This is a genomic window from Pseudomonas sp. zfem004, assembly GCF_032621715.1.
Lineage (GTDB): Bacteria > Pseudomonadota > Gammaproteobacteria > Pseudomonadales > Pseudomonadaceae > Aquipseudomonas > Aquipseudomonas sichuanensis.
This window is the reverse complement of sequence record NZ_JAVYJF010000014.1, coordinates 1-19,281: the sequence shown is the minus strand read 5'-3', so window position 1 is coordinate 19,281 and position 19,281 is coordinate 1. Positions and strand designations below refer to the sequence as shown.

Genomic DNA, 19,281 nt, shown 5'->3' with positions numbered 1-19,281 from the left:
TTGACGGCATCTGCGCGACGCTTTGCCGCGTACTGGCAGCGCGCCGTATACTCCCTTGTTTATGCCCGCCGAGCGAGGCCGCAGTGGACAAGATCCTGATTCGTGGGGCACGTACCCACAACCTGAAGAACATCGACCTCACGCTACCGCGGGACAAGCTGATCGTGATCACCGGCCTGTCCGGCTCCGGCAAGTCGTCGCTGGCGTTCGACACGCTGTATGCCGAGGGCCAGCGCCGCTACGTGGAATCGCTGTCGGCCTACGCCCGGCAGTTCCTGTCGATGATGGAAAAGCCCGACGTCGACACCATCGAAGGCCTGTCGCCGGCGATCTCCATCGAGCAGAAGTCCACCTCGCACAACCCGCGCTCCACCGTGGGCACCATCACCGAGATCTACGACTACCTGCGCCTGCTCTATGCGCGGGTAGGCACGCCGCGCTGCCCGGACCACGACATCCCGCTGGAAGCGCAAACGATCAGCCAGATGGTCGACCTGGTGCTGGAAAACCCCGAAGGCAGCAAGCTGATGCTGCTGGCACCGGTGGTGCGCGAGCGCAAAGGTGAGCACCTGGCGGTGTTCGACGAGCTGCGCGCCCAGGGCTTCGTGCGGGCGCGGGTCAACGGCAAGCTCTACGAGCTGGACGAACTGCCCAAGCTGGACAAACAGAAGAAGCACAGCATCGATGTGGTGGTGGACCGTTTCAAGGTACGTGCCGACCTGCAACAGCGCCTGGCCGAGTCGTTCGAGACCGCGCTCAAGCTGGCGGACGGCATCGCCCTGGTCGCGCCGATGGATGACGAGGACGGCGAAGAGACGATCTTCTCGGCGCGCTTCGCCTGCCCGATCTGCGGCCATGCGATCAGCGAGCTGGAACCGAAGCTGTTCTCCTTCAACAACCCGGCCGGCGCCTGCCCGACCTGCGATGGCCTGGGGGTGAAGCAGTTTTTCGATACCAAGCGCCTGGTCAATAGCGAGCTCACCCTGGCCGAGGGGGCGATACGCGGCTGGGACCGGCGCAACGTCTACTACTTCCAGATGCTCGGTTCGCTGGCGGCGCACTATGGCTTCAGCCTTGAACAGCCGTTCGGCGAGCTGTCGGCCGAGGACCAGAAGGTCATCCTGCACGGCAGCGGCAAGCAAAGCGTCGACTTCAAGTACCTCAACGACCGGGGCGATATCGTCAAGCGCTCGCACCCGTTCGAAGGCATCGTGCCCAACCTCGAGCGCCGCTACCGCGAGACCGAGTCGGCCACCGTGCGCGAAGAGCTGGCCAAGTTCCTCGGCACCCAGCCCTGCCCCGACTGCCGCGGCACCCGCCTGCGCCGTGAGGCGCGGCATGTGTGGGTGGGCGAGAAGACCCTGCCGGCGGTGACCAACCTGCCGATCGGTGAAGCCAGCAACTATTTCAGCGACCTGACCCTGACCGGCCGACGTGGCGAGATCGCGGCGAAGATCCTCAAGGAGATCTGCGAGCGTCTGCAGTTCCTGGTCAACGTGGGCCTCGACTACCTGACCCTCGACCGTAGCGCCGATACCCTGTCCGGCGGCGAGGCCCAGCGGATTCGCCTGGCCAGCCAGATCGGCGCCGGCCTGGTGGGTGTCATGTACATCCTCGATGAACCGTCCATCGGCCTTCATCAACGGGACAACGACCGCCTGCTGGCCACCCTCAACCACCTGCGCGACCTGGGCAACACGGTGATCGTGGTGGAGCACGACGAGGACGCCATCCGCCTGGCCGACTATGTGGTGGACATCGGCCCGGGCGCCGGCGTGCATGGCGGGCAGATCGTCGCCGAGGGCACACCGGACGAGGTGATGGCACACCCCGACTCGCTGACCGGCAAGTACCTGTCCGGGCGCAAGAAGATCGTCGTGCCGGCCAAGCGCACCCCGCGCAACAAGAAGCTGTCGCTCAAGCTCAAGGGCGCGCGCGGCAACAACCTGCAGAACGTCGACCTGGAACTGCCGATTGGACTTTTGACCTGCGTGACCGGCGTGTCCGGCTCGGGTAAATCGACGCTGATCAACAACACCCTGTTCCCCCTGGCGGCTACCGCGCTCAACGGTGCCAGCACCCTGGAGCCTGCGCCGCACAGCAGCATCGATGGCCTGCAACACCTGGACAAGGTGGTCGATATCGACCAGAGCCCGATCGGTCGCACCCCGCGTTCGAACCCGGCGACCTACACGGGCATCTTCACGCCGATCCGTGAGCTGTTCGCCGGTGTGCCGGAGGCGCGCTCCCGTGGCTACGGGCCGGGGCGGTTCTCGTTCAACGTCAAGGGCGGACGCTGCGAGGCGTGTCAGGGCGATGGCCTGATCAAGGTGGAAATGCACTTCCTGCCGGATATCTACGTGCCGTGCGACGTGTGCAAGAGCAAGCGCTACAACCGCGAAACCCTGGAGATCAAGTACAAGGGCAAGAACATCCACGAGGTGCTGGAAATGACCATCGAGGATGCCCGTGGGTTCTTCGACGCGGTGCCGGCACTGGCGCGCAAGCTGCAGACGCTGATGGACGTGGGGCTTTCCTACATCAAGCTGGGACAGTCGGCCACCACGCTGTCGGGCGGCGAGGCACAGCGGGTCAAACTGTCGCGCGAACTGTCCAAGCGCGATACCGGCAAGACCCTGTACATCCTCGACGAGCCGACCACAGGCTTGCACTTCGCCGATATCCAGCAATTGCTGGACGTGTTGCATCGCCTGCGTGACCACGGCAACACCGTGGTGGTGATCGAGCACAACCTGGATGTGATCAAGACGGCGGACTGGCTGGTGGACCTGGGGCCGGAGGGCGGCTCCAAGGGTGGACAGATCATTGCCGTCGGTACGCCTGAAGAGCTGGCCGAGAAGCAGCAGTCCTATACCGGGCACTATCTTAAACCACTACTGGAGCGGGATCGGGCCTGATCTCGCGCCCATGAAAAAGCCCCTGCCACGTGAGTGACAGGGGCTTTTTTTGCAGCTGTGGATAACTTACATCTGCGACTGCAGGTAGTTCTCCAGGCCGATAGCCTTGATCAGGCCCTGCTGCTTCTCCAGCCAGTAGGTGTGATCTTCTTCGGTATCTGCCAACTGCGCGCGCAGGATGTCGCGGCTGATGTAGTCTTTGTGCAGCTCGCACAGCTCGATGCCCTTGCACAGCGCGGCGCGGACTTTGTACTCGAGCTTGAGGTCGGCCGCGATCATCTCGGGCACGGTCTTGCCCACTTCCAGATCGTCAGCGCGCATGTCCGGGGTGCCTTCAAGCATGAGGATACGGCGCATCAGCGCATCGGCGTGCTGCGTCTCCTCTTCCATCTCGTGGTTGATGCGCTCGAAGAGCTTGCCCAGGCCCCAATCTTCATACATCCGCGAATGGATGAAGTATTGATCGCGTGCTGCCAGTTCGCCCTTCAGCAACATGACGAGGTAGTTGATTACGTCCGGGTGACCTTGCATCGCCCTGCTTCTCCCTGTGAATACTTCGATAGCTCATAGTGTGAACCAGCTTTTGCGCGTGGTCACGGGAAAATGCGCAATTAACGGCAAATAATCGGCTAAACCGTAGTGATTTTCATTGAAAAACCGCCCAAATGAGGGCGGTTCTTTTTATCACTTCGAGTTAGGCAAGGGTTATGCCCAGGGCTTTGGCAATGCCTTCTGCATAGGCCGGATCGGCCTTGTAGAAGTGCTGCAGTTGACGCTGGATGACGTCCTCGCTGACGTTGGCCATGGTGCCGGCGATGTTGTTGATCAGCAGCGCTCGCTGTTCGTCGCTCATCAGACGGAACAGTGCGCCGGCATGGCTGTAGTAATCGCTGTCCTCGCGGTGATCGTAGCGATCAGCCGCGCCATTGAGAGCCAACGACGGCTCGGCATGACGCGCCGACTGCTTGGGTGCATCGCTGAAGCTGTTGGGCTCGTAGTTCGGCGCGCTGCCGTAGCTGCCGCTGGCCATGGCGCCATCGCGCTGGTAGCTGTGCACAGGGCTGCGCGGCGCGTTCACCGGCAGATGCTGGTGATTGGTACCCACGCGGTAGCGGTGGGCGTCGGCGTAGGCAAATACCCGGCCCTGCAGCATACGGTCCGGCGACAGCCCCACACCCGGGACCATGTTGCTCGGGCCGAAGGTGGCCTGCTCAACTTCGGCGAAGTAGTTGAGCGGGTTGCGGTTGAGCTCGAGCACGCCGACCTCGATCAGCGGGTAGTCCTTTTGCGACCAGGTCTTGGTCACGTCGAACGGGTTTTCCTGACGGCTTGCAGCTTCGGCTTCGCTCATCACCTGGATGCACACGGTCCAGCGCGGGTAATCGCCACGCTCGATGGCTTCGAACAGGTCGCGCTGGGCGTAATCAGGGTCGCTGCCGGCCAGGCGGGCTGCTTCGGCAGGGGCCAGGTTCTTGATGCCCTGTTGCGTCTTGTAGTGCCACTTGACCCAGGTGCGCTCACCTTTGTCGTTGATCAGGCTGTAGGTATGGCTGCCGAAACCGTGCATGTGGCGGTAGCCGTCAGGAATGCCGCGATCGGAGAACAGGATGGTGACCTGGTGCAGCGCTTCGGGCGAATGCGACCAGAAGTCCCACATCATCTGGGCATTCTTAAGGTTGCTCTGCGGGTGGCGCTTCTGGGTGTGGATGAAATCCGGGAATTTCAGCGGGTCTCGAATGAAGAAGACCGGCGTGTTGTTGCCGACGATGTCCCAGTTGCCTTCCTCGGTGTAGAACTTGAGCGCAAAGCCGCGCGGGTCGCGCTCGGTATCGGCAGAGCCGCGCTCGCCACCCACGGTGGAGAAGCGCAGGAAGGTCTCGGTCTGCTTGCCGACGGCGCTGAACAGCTTGGCACTGGTGTAGCCGGTGATATCGCGGGTTACGGTGAACGTGCCGTAGGCGCCCGAGCCTTTGGCATGTACACGGCGCTCAGGAATGTTCTCGCGGTTGAAGTGGGCGAGCTTCTCGAGCAGGTGGAAATCGTCGAGCAGCAGCGGGCCGCGCGGGCCGGCGGAACGGGAGTTCTGGTTATCGGCTACAGGTGCACCGCTGGCGGTGGTGAGAATCTTGCTCATGGGCTCTCCTTATCGGTCTTGAACGGCCGGCTAATCGGCTTGGAGAGAGTATTGACGAGTGGTGTTACACGAACAAATTCATTGCCTGACTTGCATCAATAGAAAATGACAATTCATCGGACAACAAAAAACCGGGCACTAGGCCCGGTTCTTTGTAGCAGACAGAACGTCTTACTCGGCAGCTTCTACAGCACCACCGACCGGACGATCAACCAGCTCGACGTACGCCATAGGCGCGTTGTCGCCAGCGCGGAAACCGCACTTCAGGATACGCAGGTAGCCGCCCTGACGGGTGGCGTAGCGCTTGCCCAGGTCGTTGAACAGTTTGCCAACAGCGGACTTCGAACGAGTACGGTCGAAGGCCAGACGGCGGTTGGCAACGCTGTCTTCCTTGGCCAGGGTGATCAGCGGCTCGGCAACGCGGCGCAGTTCCTTGGCTTTCGGCAGGGTGGTTTTGATCAGCTCGTGCTCGATCAGCGACACAGCCATGTTCTGGAACATAGCTTTGCGGTGAGAGCTGGTACGGCTCAGGTGACGTCCACTTTTACGATGACGCATGATTCATTCCTTACCAAACACAACGTTCGGTGATTACGACGATCAGGCTGTCGCCTTGTCGTCTTTCTTAAGGCTTGCAGGCGGCCAGTTGTCGAGGCGCATGCCGAGAGACAGACCACGGGAGGCCAGGACGTCCTTGATTTCAGTCAGGGACTTCTTGCCCAGGTTAGGAGTCTTCAACAGCTCTACTTCGGTACGCTGAATCAGGTCGCCGATGTAGTAGATGTTCTCCGCCTTGAGGCAGTTGGCCGAACGTACGGTCAGTTCCAGGTCGTCAACCGGGCGCAGCAGGATCGGATCGATCTCGTCTTCCTGCTCGACCACAACCGGCTCGCTGTCACCTTTGAGGTCGACGAACGCGGCCAGCTGCTGTTGCAGGATGGTCGCGGCACGACGGATGGCCTCTTCAGGATCCAGGGTACCGTTGGTTTCCAGATCGATGACCAGCTTGTCCAGGTTGGTACGCTGTTCAACACGGGCGTTCTCGACCACATAGGCGATACGACGCACCGGGCTGAACGAAGCGTCCAGCTGCAGACGGCCAATGCTACGGCTTTCGTCTTCGTCGGTCTGACGGGAGTCGGCCGGCTCGTAACCGCGACCACGAGCTACAGTGAGCTTCATGTTCAGGGCGCCGTTGGACGCCAGGTTCGCGATTACGTGATCGGGGTTGACGATCTCGACATCGTGATCCAGCTGAATATCGGCAGCGGTAACCACCCCCGAACCCTTTTTCGACAAGGTCAGCGTAACTTCGTCACGACCGTGCAGCTTGATAGCCAGGCCTTTCAGGTTCAACAGGATTTCAATGACGTCTTCCTGTACACCTTCGATCGCGGAGTACTCATGGAGTACGCCATCGATCTCGGCCTCGACTACTGCACAGCCAGGCATGGAGGACAACAGGATGCGGCGCAGCGCGTTGCCCAGGGTATGGCCGAAGCCACGCTCGAGAGGCTCGAGCGTGATCTTGGCGCGGGTTGGACTGACAACCTGCACATCAATGTGGCGGGGTGTCAGAAACTCATTTACCGAAATCTGCATGGATGCACCTATTTTCTAGCCCTTACTTGGAGTAGAGCTCGACAATCAGGTTTTCGTTGATGTCGGCGGACAGGTCGCTGCGAGCAGGAACGTTCTTGAAAACGCCCGACTTTTTAGCAGCATCCACGTCTACCCACTCAACGCGGCCACGCTGAGAGCACAGTTCAAGGGCTTGAACAATGCGCAGCTGGTTCAGCGACTTCTCGCGAACTGCGACCACGTCACCCGGACGAACTTGGTAGGATGGAATGTTCACGGTCTTGCCGTTGACGCTGATTGCTTTGTGCGAAACCAGCTGACGGGACTCGGAACGGGTGGAACCGAAGCCCATACGGTAGACGACGTTGTCCAGACGGGACTCGAGCATCTGCAGCAGGTTCTCACCGGTGGCGCCTTTCTTCGAGGCAGCCGCTTGGTAGTAACCGCGGAATTGACGCTCCAGAACACCGTAGATACGACGAACTTTTTGTTTCTCGCGCAGCTGGGTACCGTAGTCGGACTGACGGCCACGGCGCTGGCCGTGGATACCTGGGGCTGCTTCGATGTTGCACTTCGATTCCAGAGCGCGAACGCCGCTCTTCAGGAACAGGTCAGTGCCTTCACGGCGAGACAGTTTGCATTTTGGACCAATGTAACGTGCCATTTATCTGTCTCCTGATTACACGCGACGCTTCTTCGGCGGACGGCACCCGTTATGCGGGATTGGCGTCACGTCGGTGATGCTGGCGATCTTGTAGCCGCAGCTGTTCAGTGCACGAACGGCGGATTCACGACCCGGACCTGGACCCTTGACGTTGACGTCGAGGTTTTTCAGGCCGTATTCCAGCGCAGCTTGACCAGCACGCTCAGCAGCGATCTGGGCTGCGAACGGGGTGGATTTGCGCGAACCACGGAAACCCGAACCACCGGAGGTCGCCCAGGACAGTGCGTTGCCCTGACGGTCGGTGATGGTCACGATGGTGTTGTTGAAAGACGCATGGATGTGGGCGATGCCATCAACCACTGTCTTTTTGACTTTTTTACGAGGACGAGCAGCAGGTTTTGCCATGTCTATATTCCTGGGCGATTACTTGCGGATCGGCTTACGCGGGCCCTTACGGGTGCGTGCGTTGGTCTTGGTGCGCTGACCGCGAACCGGCAGACCTTTACGATGACGCAGGCCGCGGTAGCAACCCAGGTCCATCAAGCGTTTGATCTTCATGTTGATGTCACGACGCAGGTCACCTTCGGTGGTGAACTTCGCAACTTCGCCACGCAGGGTTTCGATTTGCTCGTCGCTCAGATCCTTGATCTTTGCGGCTGGGTTGACACCAGCGTCTGCACAGATTTTCTGTGCAGTAGTGCGACCGACACCATAGATGTAGGTCAGCGAGATAACAGTATGCTTGTTATCTGGAATGTTGACGCCTGCAATACGGGCCATTCAGTGGGACTCCAATTGACAGCTACCTACGCCCCGGAAGCCAAGAAATAGGGCGCGAGATAATATCGCTGTAGAAACGAATAATCAACCCAGCAGCACACTAGCTGCTGGGTTTGACGCAGATCACACTCAGCCTTGGCGCTGCTTGTGACGCGGTTCCACGCTGCAGATCACGCGCACGATACCTTCGCGACGAATGATCTTGCAGTTGCGGCACAGCTTTTTCACCGATGCACGAACTTTCATTACCGACTCCTCGAACCTTAAGGGGCTAGATCAGCGCAGCAGACCGCTGCCGCCGTAGCCTTTCAGGTTGGCTTTCTTCATCAGGGATTCGTACTGGTGCGAAACGAGGTGCGATTGTACTTGGGACATGAAGTCCATCACAACCACTACCACAATCAGCAACGAGGTCCCGCCAAGGTAGAACGGCACGTTTGCAGCCACCACCAGGAACTGGGGCAGCAGGCACACGGCCATCATGTAAAGAGCACCGAACATGGTCAAACGGGTCAGAACGCCATCAATGTAGCGTGCCGACTGCTCACCAGGACGGATACCCGGAATAAAGGCACCGGACTTCTTCAGGTTTTCCGCTACGTCTTTCGGATTGAACATCAACGCTGTGTAGAAGAAGCAGAAGAAAATGATCCCTGCACTAAACAGCAGAATGTTCAACGGCTGACCAGGAGCGATCGACTGCGAGATGTCCTGCAGCCAGCCCATACCTTCGGACTGACCGAACCAGGCACCCAGCGAAGCCGGGAACAGCAAGATGCTGCTCGCGAAAATGGCCGGGATTACGCCCGCCATGTTCACTTTCAGCGGCAGGTGGCTGGTCTGCGCAGCGAAGACCTTGCGGCCCTGCTGACGCTTGGCGTAGTGAACGGCGATACGACGCTGACCACGCTCAATGAACACCACGAAACCGATAATCGCTACTGCCAGCAAACCGATAGCGACCAGGGCGAAGATGTTGATATCGCCTGTGCGTGCAGACTCGAAAGACTGCCCGATTGCTCTCGGAAGACCGGCAACGATACCTGCGAAGATCAACATCGAGATACCGTTGCCCACACCGCGCTCGGTGATCTGCTCACCCAGCCACATCATGAACATCGCGCCTGCCACGAAGGTGGAGACGGCGACGACATGGAAGCCGAGGCCAACAGAAAACGCCACGCCCTGGTTGGCCAGGCCAATGGACATGCCAATGGCTTGAACCAGCGCCAGGATAACGGTGCCGTAGCGGGTGTACTGGCTGATCTTGCGACGGCCAGCTTCACCTTCCTTCTTCAACTGCTCCAGCTGCGGGCTGACAGCGGTCATGAGCTGCATGATGATCGATGCCGAGATGTACGGCATGATCCCCAGTGCAAAGATGCTCATGCGCTCCAGCGCGCCGCCGGAAAACATGTTGAACAAGCTAAGAATGGTCCCCTCATTCTGCCGGAACAGATCCGCGAGACGGTCCGGGTTAATGCCTGGTACCGGGATGTGCGCGCCAATCCGATAGACGATGATCGCCATGAACAGAAAACGCAGACGAGCCCAGAGTTCCGACATCCCGCCCTTACCGAGCGAAGAGAGAGCACCTTGCTTAGCCATTTATTCCTCGAACTTGCCGCCAGCTGCTTCGATAGCCGCACGTGCACCTTTGGTGACGGCGATACCCTTGAGGGTGACTGCGCGAGTGACTTCGCCCGACAGCATGATTTTCACGCGCTGTACGTGCTGGCCGATCACGTTGGCGTCCTTGAGGGACTGAACGGTGATCAGATCGCCTTCCACCTTGGCCAGCTCGGACAGACGCACTTCTGCGCGGTCCATGGCTTTCAGGGATACGAAGCCGAACTTCGGCAGGCGACGGTGCAGCGGCTGTTGACCGCCTTCGAAGCCTGGAGCAATGGTGCCACCGGAGCGCGAGGTCTGACCTTTGTGACCACGGCCACCGGTCTTGCCCAGACCGCTACCGATACCACGGCCCGGACGGTGCTTCTCGCGACGGGAACCCGGCGCTGGACTCAGATCATTGAGTTTCATCGATTAACCCTCGACCTTCAGCATGTAGTAAGCCTTGTTGATCATCCCGCGGTTCTCGGGAGTATCCTGGACTTCTACAGTGTGACCGATACGACGCAGACCCAGACCCTTGACGCACAGTTTGTGGTTAGGGATACGGCCCGAGACGCTCTTGATCAGCGTAACTTTAACGGTTGCCATGATCAGCGGATCTCCTCAACAGTCTTGCCGCGCTTGGCAGCAATGGACTCAGGGGATTGCATGGCTTTCAGACCCTTGAAGGTGGCGTGTACCACGTTCACTGGGTTGGTCGAGCCGTAGCACTTGGCCAGGACGTTCTGAACGCCAGCAACTTCCAGGACGGCACGCATTGCGCCGCCGGCGATGATACCGGTACCTTCCGAGGCAGGCTGCATGTAGACCTTCGAGGCGCCGTGGGCGGCCTTGGTGGCGTACTGCAGGGTGGTGCCTTTCAGGTCAACCTGAATCATGTTGCGACGAGCAGCTTCCATGGCTTTCTGGATCGCAGCTGGTACTTCGCGCGATTTGCCACGGCCGAAGCCGACGCGGCCCTTGCCATCACCTACCACGGTCAGCGCGGTGAAGGTGAAGATACGGCCGCCCTTGACGGTCTTGGCAACGCGGTTAACTTGAACCAGCTTCTCGATGTAGCCTTCGTCGCGCTTTTGATCGTTATTTGCCATAACTTAGAACTCCAGCCCGCCTTCACGAGCAGCATCAGCCAGCGCTTTGACGCGGCCATGGTACTTGAAGCCGGAACGGTCAAAGGCAACTTGAGATACACCGGCGGCTTTCGCACGCTCAGCTACCAGCTTGCCAACCTTAGTGGCCGCGTCGATGTTGCCGGTGGCACCATCACGCAGTTCTTTGTCCAAGGTCGAGGCACTTGCCAGAACCTTGCTGCCGTCGGCCGAGATGACCTGGGCGTAGATGTGCTGCGAGGAGCGGAACACGCACAGACGCACGGCTTCGAGCTCGTGCATTTTCAGGCGTGCTTTGCGAGCGCGACGCAGTCGAGTAACTTTTTTGTCGGTCATTTGCTAGGCCCTACTTCTTCTTGGCTTCTTTACGACGGACTACTTCGTCCGCGTAACGCACACCCTTGCCCTTGTAAGGCTCTGGCGGACGGAAACCGCGGACTTCAGCGGCCACCTGACCTACCAGCTGCTTGTCGATACCCTTGATCAGGATGTCGGTCTGGCTTGGGGTTTCAGCGGTGATACCGGCTGGCAGTTCGTAATCCACTGGGTGCGAGAAGCCCAGAGCCAGGTTCAGGATGGTGCCCTTGGCCTGTGCCTTGTAACCAACACCGACCAGCTGGAGCTTGCGCTCGAAGCCTTGGCTTACGCCCTGGACCATGTTGTTCACCAGGGCGCGGGTGGTACCGGCCATGGCGCGAGCTTGCTGATCACCGTTGCGAGCGACGAAACGCAGCTCGCCAGCTTCTTCGGTAACTTCAACAGACGAGTGAACGTTCAGTTCGAGAGTGCCCTTGGCACCCTTCACCGAAAGCTGCTGACCGGCGAATTTGACTTCGACGCCTGCTGGCAGCTTAACGGGGTTCTTAGCGACGCGAGACATGCCTATCTCCCCTTAGAACACTGTGCACAGAACTTCGCCGCCGACACCGGCAGCGCGCGCAGCGCGGTCAGTCATCACACCTTTGTTGGTGGAGACGATAGACACGCCCAGACCGCCACGTACTTTCGGCAGGTCAGTGACGGCCTTGTACTGGCGCAGGCCTGGACGGCTGGTGCGCTTCAGTTCCTCGATGACCGGACGGCCTTCGAAGTACTTCAGTTCGATCGACAGGGAAGGTTTGGCTTCGCCGCTGACTTCGTAGCCGGCGATGTAACCTTCGTCTTTCAGTACTTTGGCAACCGCGACCTTCAGCGTGGAGGAAGGCATGCTTACGACAGACTTTTCAGCCATCTGGGCATTACGGATGCGAGTTAGCATGTCCGCTAACGGGTCCTGCATACTCATGGGCTAGATGCTCCTGATACAAGAATTATTAGCCTTGCGGCTATCACAACCACCCGGGCAGGCAGGGTAAAAAACCCAGGCTCAGGTGAGCCGGTCATTCTAGACACAAGGCAGAAACGAAACAAGCCCCATATAGGGGCTTGTTTCTTTGCGAGGTCACCGGCGGTCGGAAGATCTCTCCCCTTCCGCCGGTGGTCACGCCAACCGGGATTACCAGCTGGCCTTGACCAGACCTGGCACATCACCACGCATGGCGGCTTCGCGCAGCTTGTTACGGCCGAGGCCGAACTTGCGGTACACGCCGTGCGGACGACCGGTGATGCGGCAGCGGTTACGCATGCGCGAGGCGCTGGCGTCACGTGGCTGCTTCTGCAGGGCGACAACGGCAGCGAAACGCTCTTCTGGAGAGGCGTTCAGGTTGACGATGGTCGCTTTCAGCTCGGCACGCTTCTTGGCGTACTTGGCTACCGTGAGCTGACGCTTCAGCTCGCGGTTTTTCATGCTCTTCTTGGCCATTTTCCTACTCCAATCAGTTGCGGAACGGGAACTTGAAAGCACGCAGCAGAGCGCGGCCTTCGTCGTCCGAACGAGCAGTGGTGGTCAGGGTGATGTCCAAACCGCGCAGAGCATCGATCTTGTCGTAGTCGATTTCCGGGAAGATGATCTGCTCTTTCACGCCCATGCTGTAGTTGCCACGACCGTCGAAGGACTTGGCATTGAGGCCGCGGAAGTCGCGAACTCGAGGCAGGGAGATCGCCAGCAGGCGGTCCAGGAATTCGTACATCTTGTCGCTACGCAGGGTCACCTTGACGCCGATCGGCCAGCCTTCGCGGACTTTGAAGCCAGCGATGGATTTGCGAGCGAAAGTCACGACCGGCTTTTGACCGGTGATCTTTTCCAGGTCAGCAACAGCGTGCTCGATGACTTTCTTGTCGCCGATCGCTTCGCCCAGACCCATGTTCAGGGTGATTTTGGTAACGCGAGGAACTTCCATCACGTTCGACAGCTTAAGTTCTTCCTTAAGCTTAGGAGCGATTTCGTTCCGGTAAATCTCTTTCAGTCGTGCCATGGTCTTCTACCTAGCAGTGTTCAAGCATCAACCGCTTTTTGGGTCGACTTGAAGACACGAATTTTCTTACCTTCTTCTACTTTGAAACCAACGCGGTCAGCTTTGTTGGTTTCGCTGTTGAAGATGGCAACGTTGGAAGCGTGCAGTGGCGCTTCTTTCTCGACGATACCGCCCTGGACGCCCGCCATCGGGTTAGGCTTGGTATGACGCTTGACCAGGTTGACACCACCGATGACCAGACGGTCATCAGCGAGAACCTTCAGCACCTTACCGCGCTTACCTTTGTCTTTGCCGGCGATCACGATGATCTCGTCGTCACGACGAATCTTTTGCATGTCGGATCTCCTTAGAGCACTTCAGGGGCGAGCGAGACGATCTTCATGAACTTCTCGGTACGAAGTTCACGGGTCACTGGCCCGAAGATGCGAGTGCCGATCGGCTCTTGCTTGGTGTTCAGCAGAACAGCAGCGTTGCCGTCGAAACGAATGATGGAACCGTCAGCGCGACGTACACCGTGACGGGTACGGACGACAACAGCAGTCATCACTTGGCCTTTTTTGACCTTACCGCGCGGAATTGCTTCCTTGACGGTTACCTTGATGATGTCACCGATGCCGGCGTAACGGCGGTGCGAACCGCCGAGCACCTTGATGCACATGACGCGACGAGCGCCGCTGTTATCGGCCACATCGAGCATGGATTGAGTCTGAATCATAAAATTTCTCCGACCCCTAGCCCTTAGACTTCAACAGCGCGTTCGAGGACTTCAACCAGTGCCCAGGACTTGGTCTTGGCCAGCGGACGGGTTTCGCGAATGGAAACCTTGTCGCCGATCTTGCACTGGTTGGCTTCGTCGTGCGCGTGCAGCTTAGTCGAACGCTTAACGTATTTACCGTAGATCGGGTGCTTTACGCGACGCTCGATCAGAACGGTGATGGTCTTGTCCATTTTGTCGCTGACGACACGGCCAGTCAGCGTACGGACGGTTTTTTCAGCTTCAGCCATGATCACTTACCTGCCTGCTGGTTGAGCACAGTTTTCACGCGAGCGATGTCACGCTTAACTTGCGAGAGCAGGTGCGACTGCCCCAACTGGCCAGTTGCTTTCTGCATGCGCAGATTGAACTGGTCGCGCAGCAAGCCGAGCAGTTGCTCATTCAGTTGCTGTGCGGATTTTTCACGAAGTTCATTCGCTTTCATCACATCACCGTCCGCTTAACAAAGGAGGTGGCGAGAGGCAGCTTTGCAGCGGCCAGGGCGAAAGCTTCGCGCGCCAGCTCTTCAGAAACACCCTCGATCTCGTACAGGACTTTGCCTGGCTGAATCTGGGCAACCCAGTATTCCACGGAACCTTTACCTTTACCCATCCGCACTTCGAGAGGCTTCTTGGTAACCGGCTTGTCCGGGAACACACGGATCCAGATCTTGCCGCCACGCTTAACGTGACGGGTCAGGGCACGACGTGCCGACTCGATCTGGCGAGCGGTGAGACGACCGCGGGCGACAGCTTTCAGAGCGAACTCGCCGAAGCTGACCTTGCTACCGCGCAGTGCCAGACCACGGTTGTGGCCAGTCATCTGCTTGCGGAATTTTGTACGCTTTGGTTGCAACATTTGGCGTACCCCTTACTTAGCAGCTTTTTTACGAGGCGCTGGTGCTTGAGGCTTCAGCTCTTCCTGGCGACCACCAATCACTTCGCCTTTGAAGATCCAAACCTTGACACCGATCACACCGTAGGTGGTGTGAGCTTCGTAGGTGTTGTAGTCGATATCGGCACGCAGGGTGTGCAGGGGCACACGACCTTCGCGATACCACTCGGTACGTGCGATCTCGGCACCGCCGAGACGACCGCTCACCTGGATCTTGATGCCCTTGGCACCAATACGCATGGCGTTCTGTACGGCGCGCTTCATGGCGCGACGGAACATTACGCGGCGTTCCAGCTGCTGGGCTACGCTCTGAGCAACCAGCATAGCGTCGAGTTCCGGCTTGCGGATCTCTTCGATGTTGATGTGCACAGGCACACCCATCTGCTTGGTCAGGTCCTGACGCAGCTTCTCAACATCTTCACCTTTCTTGCCGATAACGATACCGGGACGAGCGGTGTGGATGGTGATGCGTGCAGTTTGAGCCGGACGATGAATATCGATACGGCTTACGGACGCGCTTTTTAGTTTGTCCTGGAGGTACTCGCGAGTTTGCAGATCCTTCAGCAGGTAATCTGCGTAAGTCGCGCCGTCTGCGTACCAGACGGAGGTGTGCTCCTTGACGATTCCCAGGCGAATGCCAGTGGGATGTACTTTCTGACCCATCTGATCGACTCCGTTACTTGTCCGCAACCTTGACAGTGATATGGCAAGACCGCTTGACGATGCGATCAGCGCGGCCTTTGGCACGCGGCATGATGCGCTTCAGCGAACGCCCTTCGTTGACGAAGACGGTGGAGACCTTCAGGTCATCAACGTCTGCGCCTTCGTTGTGTTCGGCGTTGGCAACGGCCGACTCGAGGACTTTCTTCATGATTTCAGCGGCTTTTTTGCTGCTGAAGGCCAACAGGTTGAGCGCTTCGCCCACCTTCTTCCCGCGGATCTGGTCGGCGACCAAGCGGGCTTTCTGGGCGGAGATGCGAGCGCCCGACAACTTAGCGGCTACTTCCATTTCCTTACCCCTTAACGCTTGGCTTTCTTGTCAGCCACGTGCCCGCGGTAGGTGCGGGTACCGGCGAACTCGCCCAGTTTGTGGCCGACCATGTCTTCGTTCACGAGAACTGGGACGTGTTGGCGACCGTTGTGTACCGCGATGGTCAGACCGACCATTTGTGGCAGGATCATCGAACGGCGCGACCAGGTTTTAACTGGCTTGCGATCGTTCTTCTCCACCGCCACTTCGACCTTCTTCAACAGGTGAAGATCGATAAAAGGACCTTTTTTCAGAGAACGTGGCACTGTCGTATCCCTCTAGTTACTTGCGACGACGGACGATCATGTTGTCGGTACGCTTATTACCACGGGTTTTAGCACCCTTGGTTGGGAAGCCCCATGGCGATACCGGATGACGACCACCGGAGGTACGACCTTCACCACCACCATGCGGGTGGTCAACCGGGTTCATGGCAACGCCACGAACGGTTGGGCGAACGCCGCGCCAGCGTTTGGCACCAGCTTTACCCAGCGAACGCAGGCTGTGCTCGGAGTTCGAGACTTCGCCCAGGGTCGCACGGCACTCAGCCAGGACTTTACGCATTTCACCAGAGCGCAGACGCAGGGTCACGTAGACACCTTCGCGAGCGATCAGCTGAGCCGAAGCACCAGCGGAACGAGCGATCTGAGCACCTTTACCCGGCTTCAGTTCGATGCCGTGAATGGTGCTACCTACTGGAATGTTGCGCAGCTGCAGGGAGTTACCGGCCTTGATTGGGGCCAGGGCACCTGCGATCAGCTGGTCGCCAGCGCTCACGCCTTTAGGGGCGATGATGTAGCGACGCTCACCGTCTGCGTAGCACAGCAGGGCGATGTGAGCAGTACGGTTCGGGTCGTATTCGATACGCTCGACGGTGGCTGGAATGCCATCCTTGTCGTTGCGACGGAAGTCGACCAGACGGTAGTGCTGCTTATGACCACCACCCACGTGACGCGTGGTGATGCGGCCATTGTTGTTACGACCACCAGACTTCGATTTTTTCTCGATCAGCGGTGCGTGAGGAGCGCCTTTGTGCAGCTCCTTGTTGACCACCTTGACCACAAAACGGCGGCCAGGGGAAGTCGGTTTGCATTTAACGATTGCCATGATGCACCCCTTCCTTACTCAGCACTGCTGCTGAAATCGAGATCTTGGCCTGGCTGAAGGGAGACGATCGCCTTCTTCCAGTCATTACGCTTGCCCAGACCACGTGCGGTACGCTTGGTTTTACCCAGAACGTTAACAGTCGACACGTTTTCAACTTTTACGTTGAACAGGCCTTCGACAGCTTTCTTGATTTCCAGCTTGGTTGCATCGGTAGCAACCTTGAATACGAACTGGCCTTTCTTCTCAGCCAGAACGGTAGCCTTCTCGGAAACGTGCGGGCCAAGGAGGACTTTGAATACGCGTTCCTGGTTCATCCCAGCAGCTCCTCGAATTTCTTCACGGCCGAGACGGTGATCAACACCTTCTCGTATGCGATCAGACTGACCGGGTCGGAACCTTGAACGTCACGTACATCGACGTGCGGCAGGTTGCGAGCAGCCAGGTACAGGTTCTGATCAACAGCGTCGGAAACGATGAGAACATCGCTCAGACCCATGCCGTTCAGCTTGTTCAGCAGGTCTTTGGTTTTCGGGGCTTCAACAGCGAAGTCCTGAACCACGACCAGACGGTCGCTACGCACCAGCTCAGCGAGGATGGAGCGCAGAGCTGCGCGATACATCTTCTTGTTGAGCTTCTGCGAGTGATCCTGAGGACGAGCTGCGAAGGTTACACCACCGCCACGCCAGATCGGACCACGGGTAGTACCGGCACGAGCACGGCCAGTACCTTTCTGACGCCATGGGCGCTTACCGCCACCGGCTACGTCAGAACGGGTCTTCTGCTGCTTGGTGCCCTGACGGCCGCCGGCCATGTAGGCCACGACTGCTTGGTGTACCAGCGTCTCGTTGAATTCGCCACCGAAAGTCAGTTCGGAAACTTCGATCGCCTGAGCGTCATTTACATTAAGTTGCATGTCAGTTTCCCCTTACCCGCGAGCCTTGACAGCTGGACGCACAACCACGTCGCCGCCAGTAGCGCCTGGAACGGCACCCTTGATCAGCAGCAGGTTGCGTTCAGCGTCTACGCGTACTACTTCCAGGGACTGCACAGTCACGCGCTCAGCGCCCATGTGACCGGACATTTTCTTGCCCTTGAATACACGACCAGGAGTCTGGCACTGGCCGATGGAGCCAGGGACACGGTGCGATACGGAGTTACCGTGGGTGTTATCTTGACCACGGAAGTTCCAACGCTTGATGGTACCGGCGAAGCCTTTACCTTTGGACTGACCGGTTACGTCTACCAGCTGGCCTGCAGTGAAGAGTTCAGCTTTGATCAGATCGCCAGCCTGGAAATCGCCTTCTTCAAGACGGAACTCCCAGACACCGCGACCAGCGGCAACGTTGGCCTTGGCAAAGTGGCCAGCCTGAGCGGCGGTCACACGCGAAGCACGACGCTCGCCGACAGTGACTTGCACTGCACGGTAGCCATCAGTTTCTTCGGTTTTGAACTGGGTGACGCGATTCGGCTCGATCTCAATGACCGTGACCGGAATGGAGACACCTTCTTCGGTGAAAATACGGGTCATACCCGCTTTTCGACCGACTACACCAATAGTCATGTTGTAAACCTCATGAGTGTACGGGGCTTTCACCCGCTATGGCCGCCCATTTCAGAGCGTTACACGACCAGACCGAAGTCTTAGCCGAGGCTGATCTGTACTTCCACGCCGGCCGCCAGATCAAGCTTCATCAGCGCGTCAACGGTTTTATCCGTTGGCTGGACGATGTCCAGAACACGCTTATGAGTGCGAATCTCGTACTGGTCACGCGCGTCTTTGTTGACGTGCGGGGAGACCAGAACGGTGAAACGCTCTTTGCGGGTAGGCAGTGGAATTGGACCACGCACTTGTGCACCAGTACGTTTCGCGGTTTCCACGATTTCCTGGGTGGATTGGTCGATCAGGCGATGGTCGAAAGCCTTCAACCTGATACGGATTTGCTGATTTTGCATTGGATTTCAGACTCCAGGCTGTTCCCAACGGACGCACTACGCCCGCTAAAAGGAGGCGTGATTCTATAGACGCCCCAATTTAGTGTCAACCCAATAAAAAAAGCCCCCGCTGAGCGGGGGCTTTTTCAATCGGTCGAGTGATTACTCGATGATTTTGGCTACGACGCCGGCGCCGACGGTACGACCGCCTTCACGGATGGCGAAGCGCAGACCGTCTTCCATTGCGATGGTCTTGATCAGGGTGACTTCCATCTGGATGTTGTCACCTGGCATTACCATCTCAACGCCTTCTGGCAGCTGGCAGTTACCGGTTACGTCCTTCGACAGAACGTAGACTTCTGCGGTGAACTTGGTGTGCGGCTTGACCG

The 19,281-nt window shown here is 58.5% G+C and carries 31 protein-coding genes and 1 pseudogene; 1 reads left to right on the top strand and 31 read right to left on the bottom strand.

Annotated elements, in window-relative coordinates:
- Positions 1 to 83: 83 nt before the first annotated feature.
- A complete protein-coding gene (gene uvrA / locus RTH46_RS16160; protein WP_178125880.1) occupies positions 84 to 2,918 on the top strand; it encodes an excinuclease ABC subunit UvrA in 2,835 nt (944 codons plus the stop codon).
- 66 nt (positions 2,919 to 2,984) lie between these two features.
- On the opposite strand, the gene bfr is transcribed toward uvrA, so the two are convergent.
- The 31 genes and pseudogenes from bfr to RTH46_RS16005 all read right to left on the bottom strand — a co-directional run.
- Positions 2,985 to 3,449 carry a bacterioferritin gene (gene bfr, locus RTH46_RS16155; RefSeq protein ID WP_110996353.1) on the bottom strand — a complete coding sequence of 155 codons (465 nt, stop codon included), beginning with the start codon at positions 3,447 to 3,449 and terminating at the stop codon, positions 2,985 to 2,987.
- Between the two features lie 163 nt (positions 3,450 to 3,612).
- Complete coding sequence (locus RTH46_RS16150) at positions 3,613 to 5,052, bottom strand: catalase (RefSeq protein ID WP_153788702.1); 1,440 nt, start codon at positions 5,050 to 5,052, stop codon at positions 3,613 to 3,615.
- A 171-nt stretch (positions 5,053 to 5,223) separates the two neighbouring features.
- On the bottom strand, positions 5,224 to 5,610 hold the full coding sequence (rplQ, locus tag RTH46_RS16145; protein ID WP_003255451.1) for a 50S ribosomal protein L17: 387 nt from the start codon (positions 5,608 to 5,610) through the stop codon (positions 5,224 to 5,226).
- 42 nt (positions 5,611 to 5,652) lie between these two features.
- A complete protein-coding gene (locus tag RTH46_RS16140) occupies positions 5,653 to 6,654 on the bottom strand; it encodes a DNA-directed RNA polymerase subunit alpha (protein WP_003255452.1) in 1,002 nt (333 codons plus the stop codon).
- Positions 6,655 to 6,676: 22 nt separating this feature from the next.
- Positions 6,677 to 7,297 (bottom strand): 30S ribosomal protein S4, encoded by a 621-nt coding sequence (gene rpsD, locus RTH46_RS16135; RefSeq protein WP_110996351.1) that lies wholly within the window; start codon positions 7,295 to 7,297, stop codon positions 6,677 to 6,679.
- Positions 7,298 to 7,312: 15 nt separating this feature from the next.
- Entirely contained in the window at positions 7,313 to 7,702 is a 390-nt protein-coding gene (rpsK, locus tag RTH46_RS16130) for a 30S ribosomal protein S11 (RefSeq protein ID WP_003255454.1), read from the bottom strand.
- Between the two features lie 18 nt (positions 7,703 to 7,720).
- Positions 7,721 to 8,077 (bottom strand): 30S ribosomal protein S13, encoded by a 357-nt coding sequence (rpsM, locus tag RTH46_RS16125; protein ID WP_003255457.1) that lies wholly within the window; start codon positions 8,075 to 8,077, stop codon positions 7,721 to 7,723.
- A gap of 129 nt (positions 8,078 to 8,206) precedes the next feature.
- Complete coding sequence (gene rpmJ, locus RTH46_RS16120; RefSeq protein WP_032116397.1) at positions 8,207 to 8,323, bottom strand: 50S ribosomal protein L36; 117 nt, start codon at positions 8,321 to 8,323, stop codon at positions 8,207 to 8,209.
- A gap of 30 nt (positions 8,324 to 8,353) precedes the next feature.
- Positions 8,354 to 9,685 (bottom strand): preprotein translocase subunit SecY, encoded by a 1,332-nt coding sequence (gene secY, locus RTH46_RS16115; protein ID WP_003257108.1) that lies wholly within the window; start codon positions 9,683 to 9,685, stop codon positions 8,354 to 8,356.
- The gene (rplO, locus tag RTH46_RS16110) at positions 9,686 to 10,120 is read right to left on the bottom strand and encodes a 50S ribosomal protein L15 (RefSeq protein ID WP_110996350.1); all 435 of its coding nucleotides are present in this window, start codon (positions 10,118 to 10,120) and stop codon (positions 9,686 to 9,688) included. It lies immediately after the preceding gene.
- A 3-nt stretch (positions 10,121 to 10,123) separates the two neighbouring features.
- A complete protein-coding gene (gene rpmD, locus RTH46_RS16105) occupies positions 10,124 to 10,300 on the bottom strand; it encodes a 50S ribosomal protein L30 (RefSeq protein WP_011531895.1) in 177 nt (58 codons plus the stop codon).
- A gap of 2 nt (positions 10,301 to 10,302) precedes the next feature.
- A complete protein-coding gene (gene rpsE / locus RTH46_RS16100) occupies positions 10,303 to 10,803 on the bottom strand; it encodes a 30S ribosomal protein S5 (protein WP_046857343.1) in 501 nt (166 codons plus the stop codon).
- A gap of 3 nt (positions 10,804 to 10,806) precedes the next feature.
- The gene (rplR, locus tag RTH46_RS16095) at positions 10,807 to 11,157 is read right to left on the bottom strand and encodes a 50S ribosomal protein L18 (RefSeq protein WP_011531893.1); all 351 of its coding nucleotides are present in this window, start codon (positions 11,155 to 11,157) and stop codon (positions 10,807 to 10,809) included.
- Positions 11,158 to 11,167: 10 nt separating this feature from the next.
- Positions 11,168 to 11,701, bottom strand: a complete 534-nt coding sequence (rplF, locus tag RTH46_RS16090) for a 50S ribosomal protein L6 (protein ID WP_110996349.1) — start codon at positions 11,699 to 11,701, stop codon at positions 11,168 to 11,170.
- Positions 11,702 to 11,713: 12 nt separating this feature from the next.
- Positions 11,714 to 12,106: a 30S ribosomal protein S8 gene (rpsH, locus tag RTH46_RS16085; protein WP_110996348.1), complete on the bottom strand. Its 393-nt coding sequence runs from the start codon at positions 12,104 to 12,106 to the stop codon at positions 11,714 to 11,716.
- Between the two features lie 210 nt (positions 12,107 to 12,316).
- Complete coding sequence (gene rpsN, locus RTH46_RS16080) at positions 12,317 to 12,622, bottom strand: 30S ribosomal protein S14 (protein WP_023629181.1); 306 nt, start codon at positions 12,620 to 12,622, stop codon at positions 12,317 to 12,319.
- A 13-nt stretch (positions 12,623 to 12,635) separates the two neighbouring features.
- Positions 12,636 to 13,175 (bottom strand): 50S ribosomal protein L5, encoded by a 540-nt coding sequence (gene rplE / locus RTH46_RS16075; protein ID WP_003255474.1) that lies wholly within the window; start codon positions 13,173 to 13,175, stop codon positions 12,636 to 12,638.
- A 20-nt stretch (positions 13,176 to 13,195) separates the two neighbouring features.
- Positions 13,196 to 13,510 carry a 50S ribosomal protein L24 gene (rplX, locus tag RTH46_RS16070; RefSeq protein ID WP_023629180.1) on the bottom strand — a complete coding sequence of 105 codons (315 nt, stop codon included), beginning with the start codon at positions 13,508 to 13,510 and terminating at the stop codon, positions 13,196 to 13,198.
- Positions 13,511 to 13,521: 11 nt separating this feature from the next.
- A complete protein-coding gene (gene rplN / locus RTH46_RS16065; protein ID WP_008089810.1) occupies positions 13,522 to 13,890 on the bottom strand; it encodes a 50S ribosomal protein L14 in 369 nt (122 codons plus the stop codon).
- 23 nt (positions 13,891 to 13,913) lie between these two features.
- Positions 13,914 to 14,180 carry a 30S ribosomal protein S17 gene (rpsQ, locus tag RTH46_RS16060; RefSeq protein ID WP_003255478.1) on the bottom strand — a complete coding sequence of 89 codons (267 nt, stop codon included), beginning with the start codon at positions 14,178 to 14,180 and terminating at the stop codon, positions 13,914 to 13,916.
- Positions 14,181 to 14,182: 2 nt separating this feature from the next.
- On the bottom strand, positions 14,183 to 14,374 hold the full coding sequence (rpmC, locus tag RTH46_RS16055; protein ID WP_002555481.1) for a 50S ribosomal protein L29: 192 nt from the start codon (positions 14,372 to 14,374) through the stop codon (positions 14,183 to 14,185).
- The gene (rplP, locus tag RTH46_RS16050) at positions 14,374 to 14,787 is read right to left on the bottom strand and encodes a 50S ribosomal protein L16 (RefSeq protein WP_009397508.1); all 414 of its coding nucleotides are present in this window, start codon (positions 14,785 to 14,787) and stop codon (positions 14,374 to 14,376) included. Before rplP ends, rpmC begins: the two co-directional genes overlap by 1 nt.
- A gap of 12 nt (positions 14,788 to 14,799) precedes the next feature.
- A complete protein-coding gene (rpsC, locus tag RTH46_RS16045; protein ID WP_011531889.1) occupies positions 14,800 to 15,486 on the bottom strand; it encodes a 30S ribosomal protein S3 in 687 nt (228 codons plus the stop codon).
- A gap of 13 nt (positions 15,487 to 15,499) precedes the next feature.
- The gene (rplV, locus tag RTH46_RS16040; RefSeq protein WP_003103908.1) at positions 15,500 to 15,832 is read right to left on the bottom strand and encodes a 50S ribosomal protein L22; all 333 of its coding nucleotides are present in this window, start codon (positions 15,830 to 15,832) and stop codon (positions 15,500 to 15,502) included.
- Positions 15,833 to 15,843: 11 nt separating this feature from the next.
- Positions 15,844 to 16,119, bottom strand: coding sequence for a 30S ribosomal protein S19 (gene rpsS, locus RTH46_RS16035; RefSeq protein ID WP_003255482.1), 276 nt, complete (start codon positions 16,117 to 16,119; stop codon positions 15,844 to 15,846).
- 16 nt (positions 16,120 to 16,135) lie between these two features.
- The gene (gene rplB / locus RTH46_RS16030; protein ID WP_003255483.1) at positions 16,136 to 16,960 is read right to left on the bottom strand and encodes a 50S ribosomal protein L2; all 825 of its coding nucleotides are present in this window, start codon (positions 16,958 to 16,960) and stop codon (positions 16,136 to 16,138) included.
- A 14-nt stretch (positions 16,961 to 16,974) separates the two neighbouring features.
- Positions 16,975 to 17,274, bottom strand: a complete 300-nt coding sequence (gene rplW / locus RTH46_RS16025) for a 50S ribosomal protein L23 (protein WP_003255484.1) — start codon at positions 17,272 to 17,274, stop codon at positions 16,975 to 16,977.
- Positions 17,271 to 17,873: a 50S ribosomal protein L4 gene (gene rplD / locus RTH46_RS16020; protein WP_003255485.1), complete on the bottom strand. Its 603-nt coding sequence runs from the start codon at positions 17,871 to 17,873 to the stop codon at positions 17,271 to 17,273. The genes rplW and rplD overlap by 4 nt, the downstream gene beginning before the upstream one ends.
- A gap of 12 nt (positions 17,874 to 17,885) precedes the next feature.
- On the bottom strand, positions 17,886 to 18,521 hold the full coding sequence (gene rplC, locus RTH46_RS16015) for a 50S ribosomal protein L3 (RefSeq protein ID WP_011531887.1): 636 nt from the start codon (positions 18,519 to 18,521) through the stop codon (positions 17,886 to 17,888).
- A gap of 80 nt (positions 18,522 to 18,601) precedes the next feature.
- Positions 18,602 to 18,913, bottom strand: coding sequence for a 30S ribosomal protein S10 (gene rpsJ / locus RTH46_RS16010; protein ID WP_003186070.1), 312 nt, complete (start codon positions 18,911 to 18,913; stop codon positions 18,602 to 18,604).
- Between the two features lie 141 nt (positions 18,914 to 19,054).
- Positions 19,055 to 19,281: pseudogene (locus tag RTH46_RS16005) on the bottom strand (elongation factor Tu); the annotation flags it as partial.

What these genes read in the sequence shown, in the direction of transcription:
- rpsM (WP_003255457.1), bottom strand. Translation starts at nt 8,077, where the DNA reads ATGGCCCGTATTGCAGGCGTCAACATTCCAGATAACAAGCATACTGTT.
- rplQ (WP_003255451.1), bottom strand. Translation starts at nt 5,610, where the DNA reads ATGCGTCATCGTAAAAGTGGACGTCACCTGAGCCGTACCAGCTCTCAC.
- rplR (WP_011531893.1), bottom strand. Translation starts at nt 11,157, where the DNA reads ATGACCGACAAAAAAGTTACTCGACTGCGTCGCGCTCGCAAAGCACGC.
- rpsH (WP_110996348.1), bottom strand. Translation starts at nt 12,106, where the DNA reads ATGAGTATGCAGGACCCGTTAGCGGACATGCTAACTCGCATCCGTAAT.
- rpsJ (WP_003186070.1), bottom strand. Translation starts at nt 18,913, where the DNA reads ATGCAAAATCAGCAAATCCGTATCAGGTTGAAGGCTTTCGACCATCGC.
- rplO (WP_110996350.1), bottom strand. Translation starts at nt 10,120, where the DNA reads ATGAAACTCAATGATCTGAGTCCAGCGCCGGGTTCCCGTCGCGAGAAG.
- rplC (WP_011531887.1), bottom strand. Translation starts at nt 18,521, where the DNA reads ATGACTATTGGTGTAGTCGGTCGAAAAGCGGGTATGACCCGTATTTTC.
- rplE (WP_003255474.1), bottom strand. Translation starts at nt 13,175, where the DNA reads ATGGCACGACTGAAAGAGATTTACCGGAACGAAATCGCTCCTAAGCTT.
- rpsD (WP_110996351.1), bottom strand. Translation starts at nt 7,297, where the DNA reads ATGGCACGTTACATTGGTCCAAAATGCAAACTGTCTCGCCGTGAAGGC.
- rplF (WP_110996349.1), bottom strand. Translation starts at nt 11,701, where the DNA reads ATGTCTCGCGTCGCTAAGAACCCCGTTAAGCTGCCAGCAGGCGTCGAA.
- secY (WP_003257108.1), bottom strand. Translation starts at nt 9,685, where the DNA reads ATGGCTAAGCAAGGTGCTCTCTCTTCGCTCGGTAAGGGCGGGATGTCG.
- RTH46_RS16140 (WP_003255452.1), bottom strand. Translation starts at nt 6,654, where the DNA reads ATGCAGATTTCGGTAAATGAGTTTCTGACACCCCGCCACATTGATGTG.
- rpsQ (WP_003255478.1), bottom strand. Translation starts at nt 14,180, where the DNA reads ATGGCTGAAGCTGAAAAAACCGTCCGTACGCTGACTGGCCGTGTCGTC.
- rpmJ (WP_032116397.1), bottom strand. Translation starts at nt 8,323, where the DNA reads ATGAAAGTTCGTGCATCGGTGAAAAAGCTGTGCCGCAACTGCAAGATC.
- rpsE (WP_046857343.1), bottom strand. Translation starts at nt 10,803, where the DNA reads ATGGCAAATAACGATCAAAAGCGCGACGAAGGCTACATCGAGAAGCTG.
- rpsC (WP_011531889.1), bottom strand. Translation starts at nt 15,486, where the DNA reads ATGGGTCAGAAAGTACATCCCACTGGCATTCGCCTGGGAATCGTCAAG.
- rpmD (WP_011531895.1), bottom strand. Translation starts at nt 10,300, where the DNA reads ATGGCAACCGTTAAAGTTACGCTGATCAAGAGCGTCTCGGGCCGTATC.
- rpsN (WP_023629181.1), bottom strand. Translation starts at nt 12,622, where the DNA reads ATGGCCAAGAAGAGCATGAAAAACCGCGAGCTGAAGCGTCAGCTCACG.
- bfr (WP_110996353.1), bottom strand. Translation starts at nt 3,449, where the DNA reads ATGCAAGGTCACCCGGACGTAATCAACTACCTCGTCATGTTGCTGAAG.
- rplD (WP_003255485.1), bottom strand. Translation starts at nt 17,873, where the DNA reads ATGCAACTTAATGTAAATGACGCTCAGGCGATCGAAGTTTCCGAACTG.
- rpmC (WP_002555481.1), bottom strand. Translation starts at nt 14,374, where the DNA reads ATGAAAGCGAATGAACTTCGTGAAAAATCCGCACAGCAACTGAATGAG.
- rplV (WP_003103908.1), bottom strand. Translation starts at nt 15,832, where the DNA reads ATGGAAGTAGCCGCTAAGTTGTCGGGCGCTCGCATCTCCGCCCAGAAA.
- rplB (WP_003255483.1), bottom strand. Translation starts at nt 16,960, where the DNA reads ATGGCAATCGTTAAATGCAAACCGACTTCCCCTGGCCGCCGTTTTGTG.
- rplW (WP_003255484.1), bottom strand. Translation starts at nt 17,274, where the DNA reads ATGAACCAGGAACGCGTATTCAAAGTCCTCCTTGGCCCGCACGTTTCC.
- rplN (WP_008089810.1), bottom strand. Translation starts at nt 13,890, where the DNA reads ATGATTCAGACTCAATCCATGCTCGATGTGGCCGATAACAGCGGCGCT.
- rplX (WP_023629180.1), bottom strand. Translation starts at nt 13,510, where the DNA reads ATGCAAAAGATTCGTCGTGACGACGAGATCATCGTGATCGCCGGCAAA.
- rpsK (WP_003255454.1), bottom strand. Translation starts at nt 7,702, where the DNA reads ATGGCAAAACCTGCTGCTCGTCCTCGTAAAAAAGTCAAAAAGACAGTG.
- RTH46_RS16150 (WP_153788702.1), bottom strand. Translation starts at nt 5,052, where the DNA reads ATGAGCAAGATTCTCACCACCGCCAGCGGTGCACCTGTAGCCGATAAC.
- rplP (WP_009397508.1), bottom strand. Translation starts at nt 14,787, where the DNA reads ATGTTGCAACCAAAGCGTACAAAATTCCGCAAGCAGATGACTGGCCAC.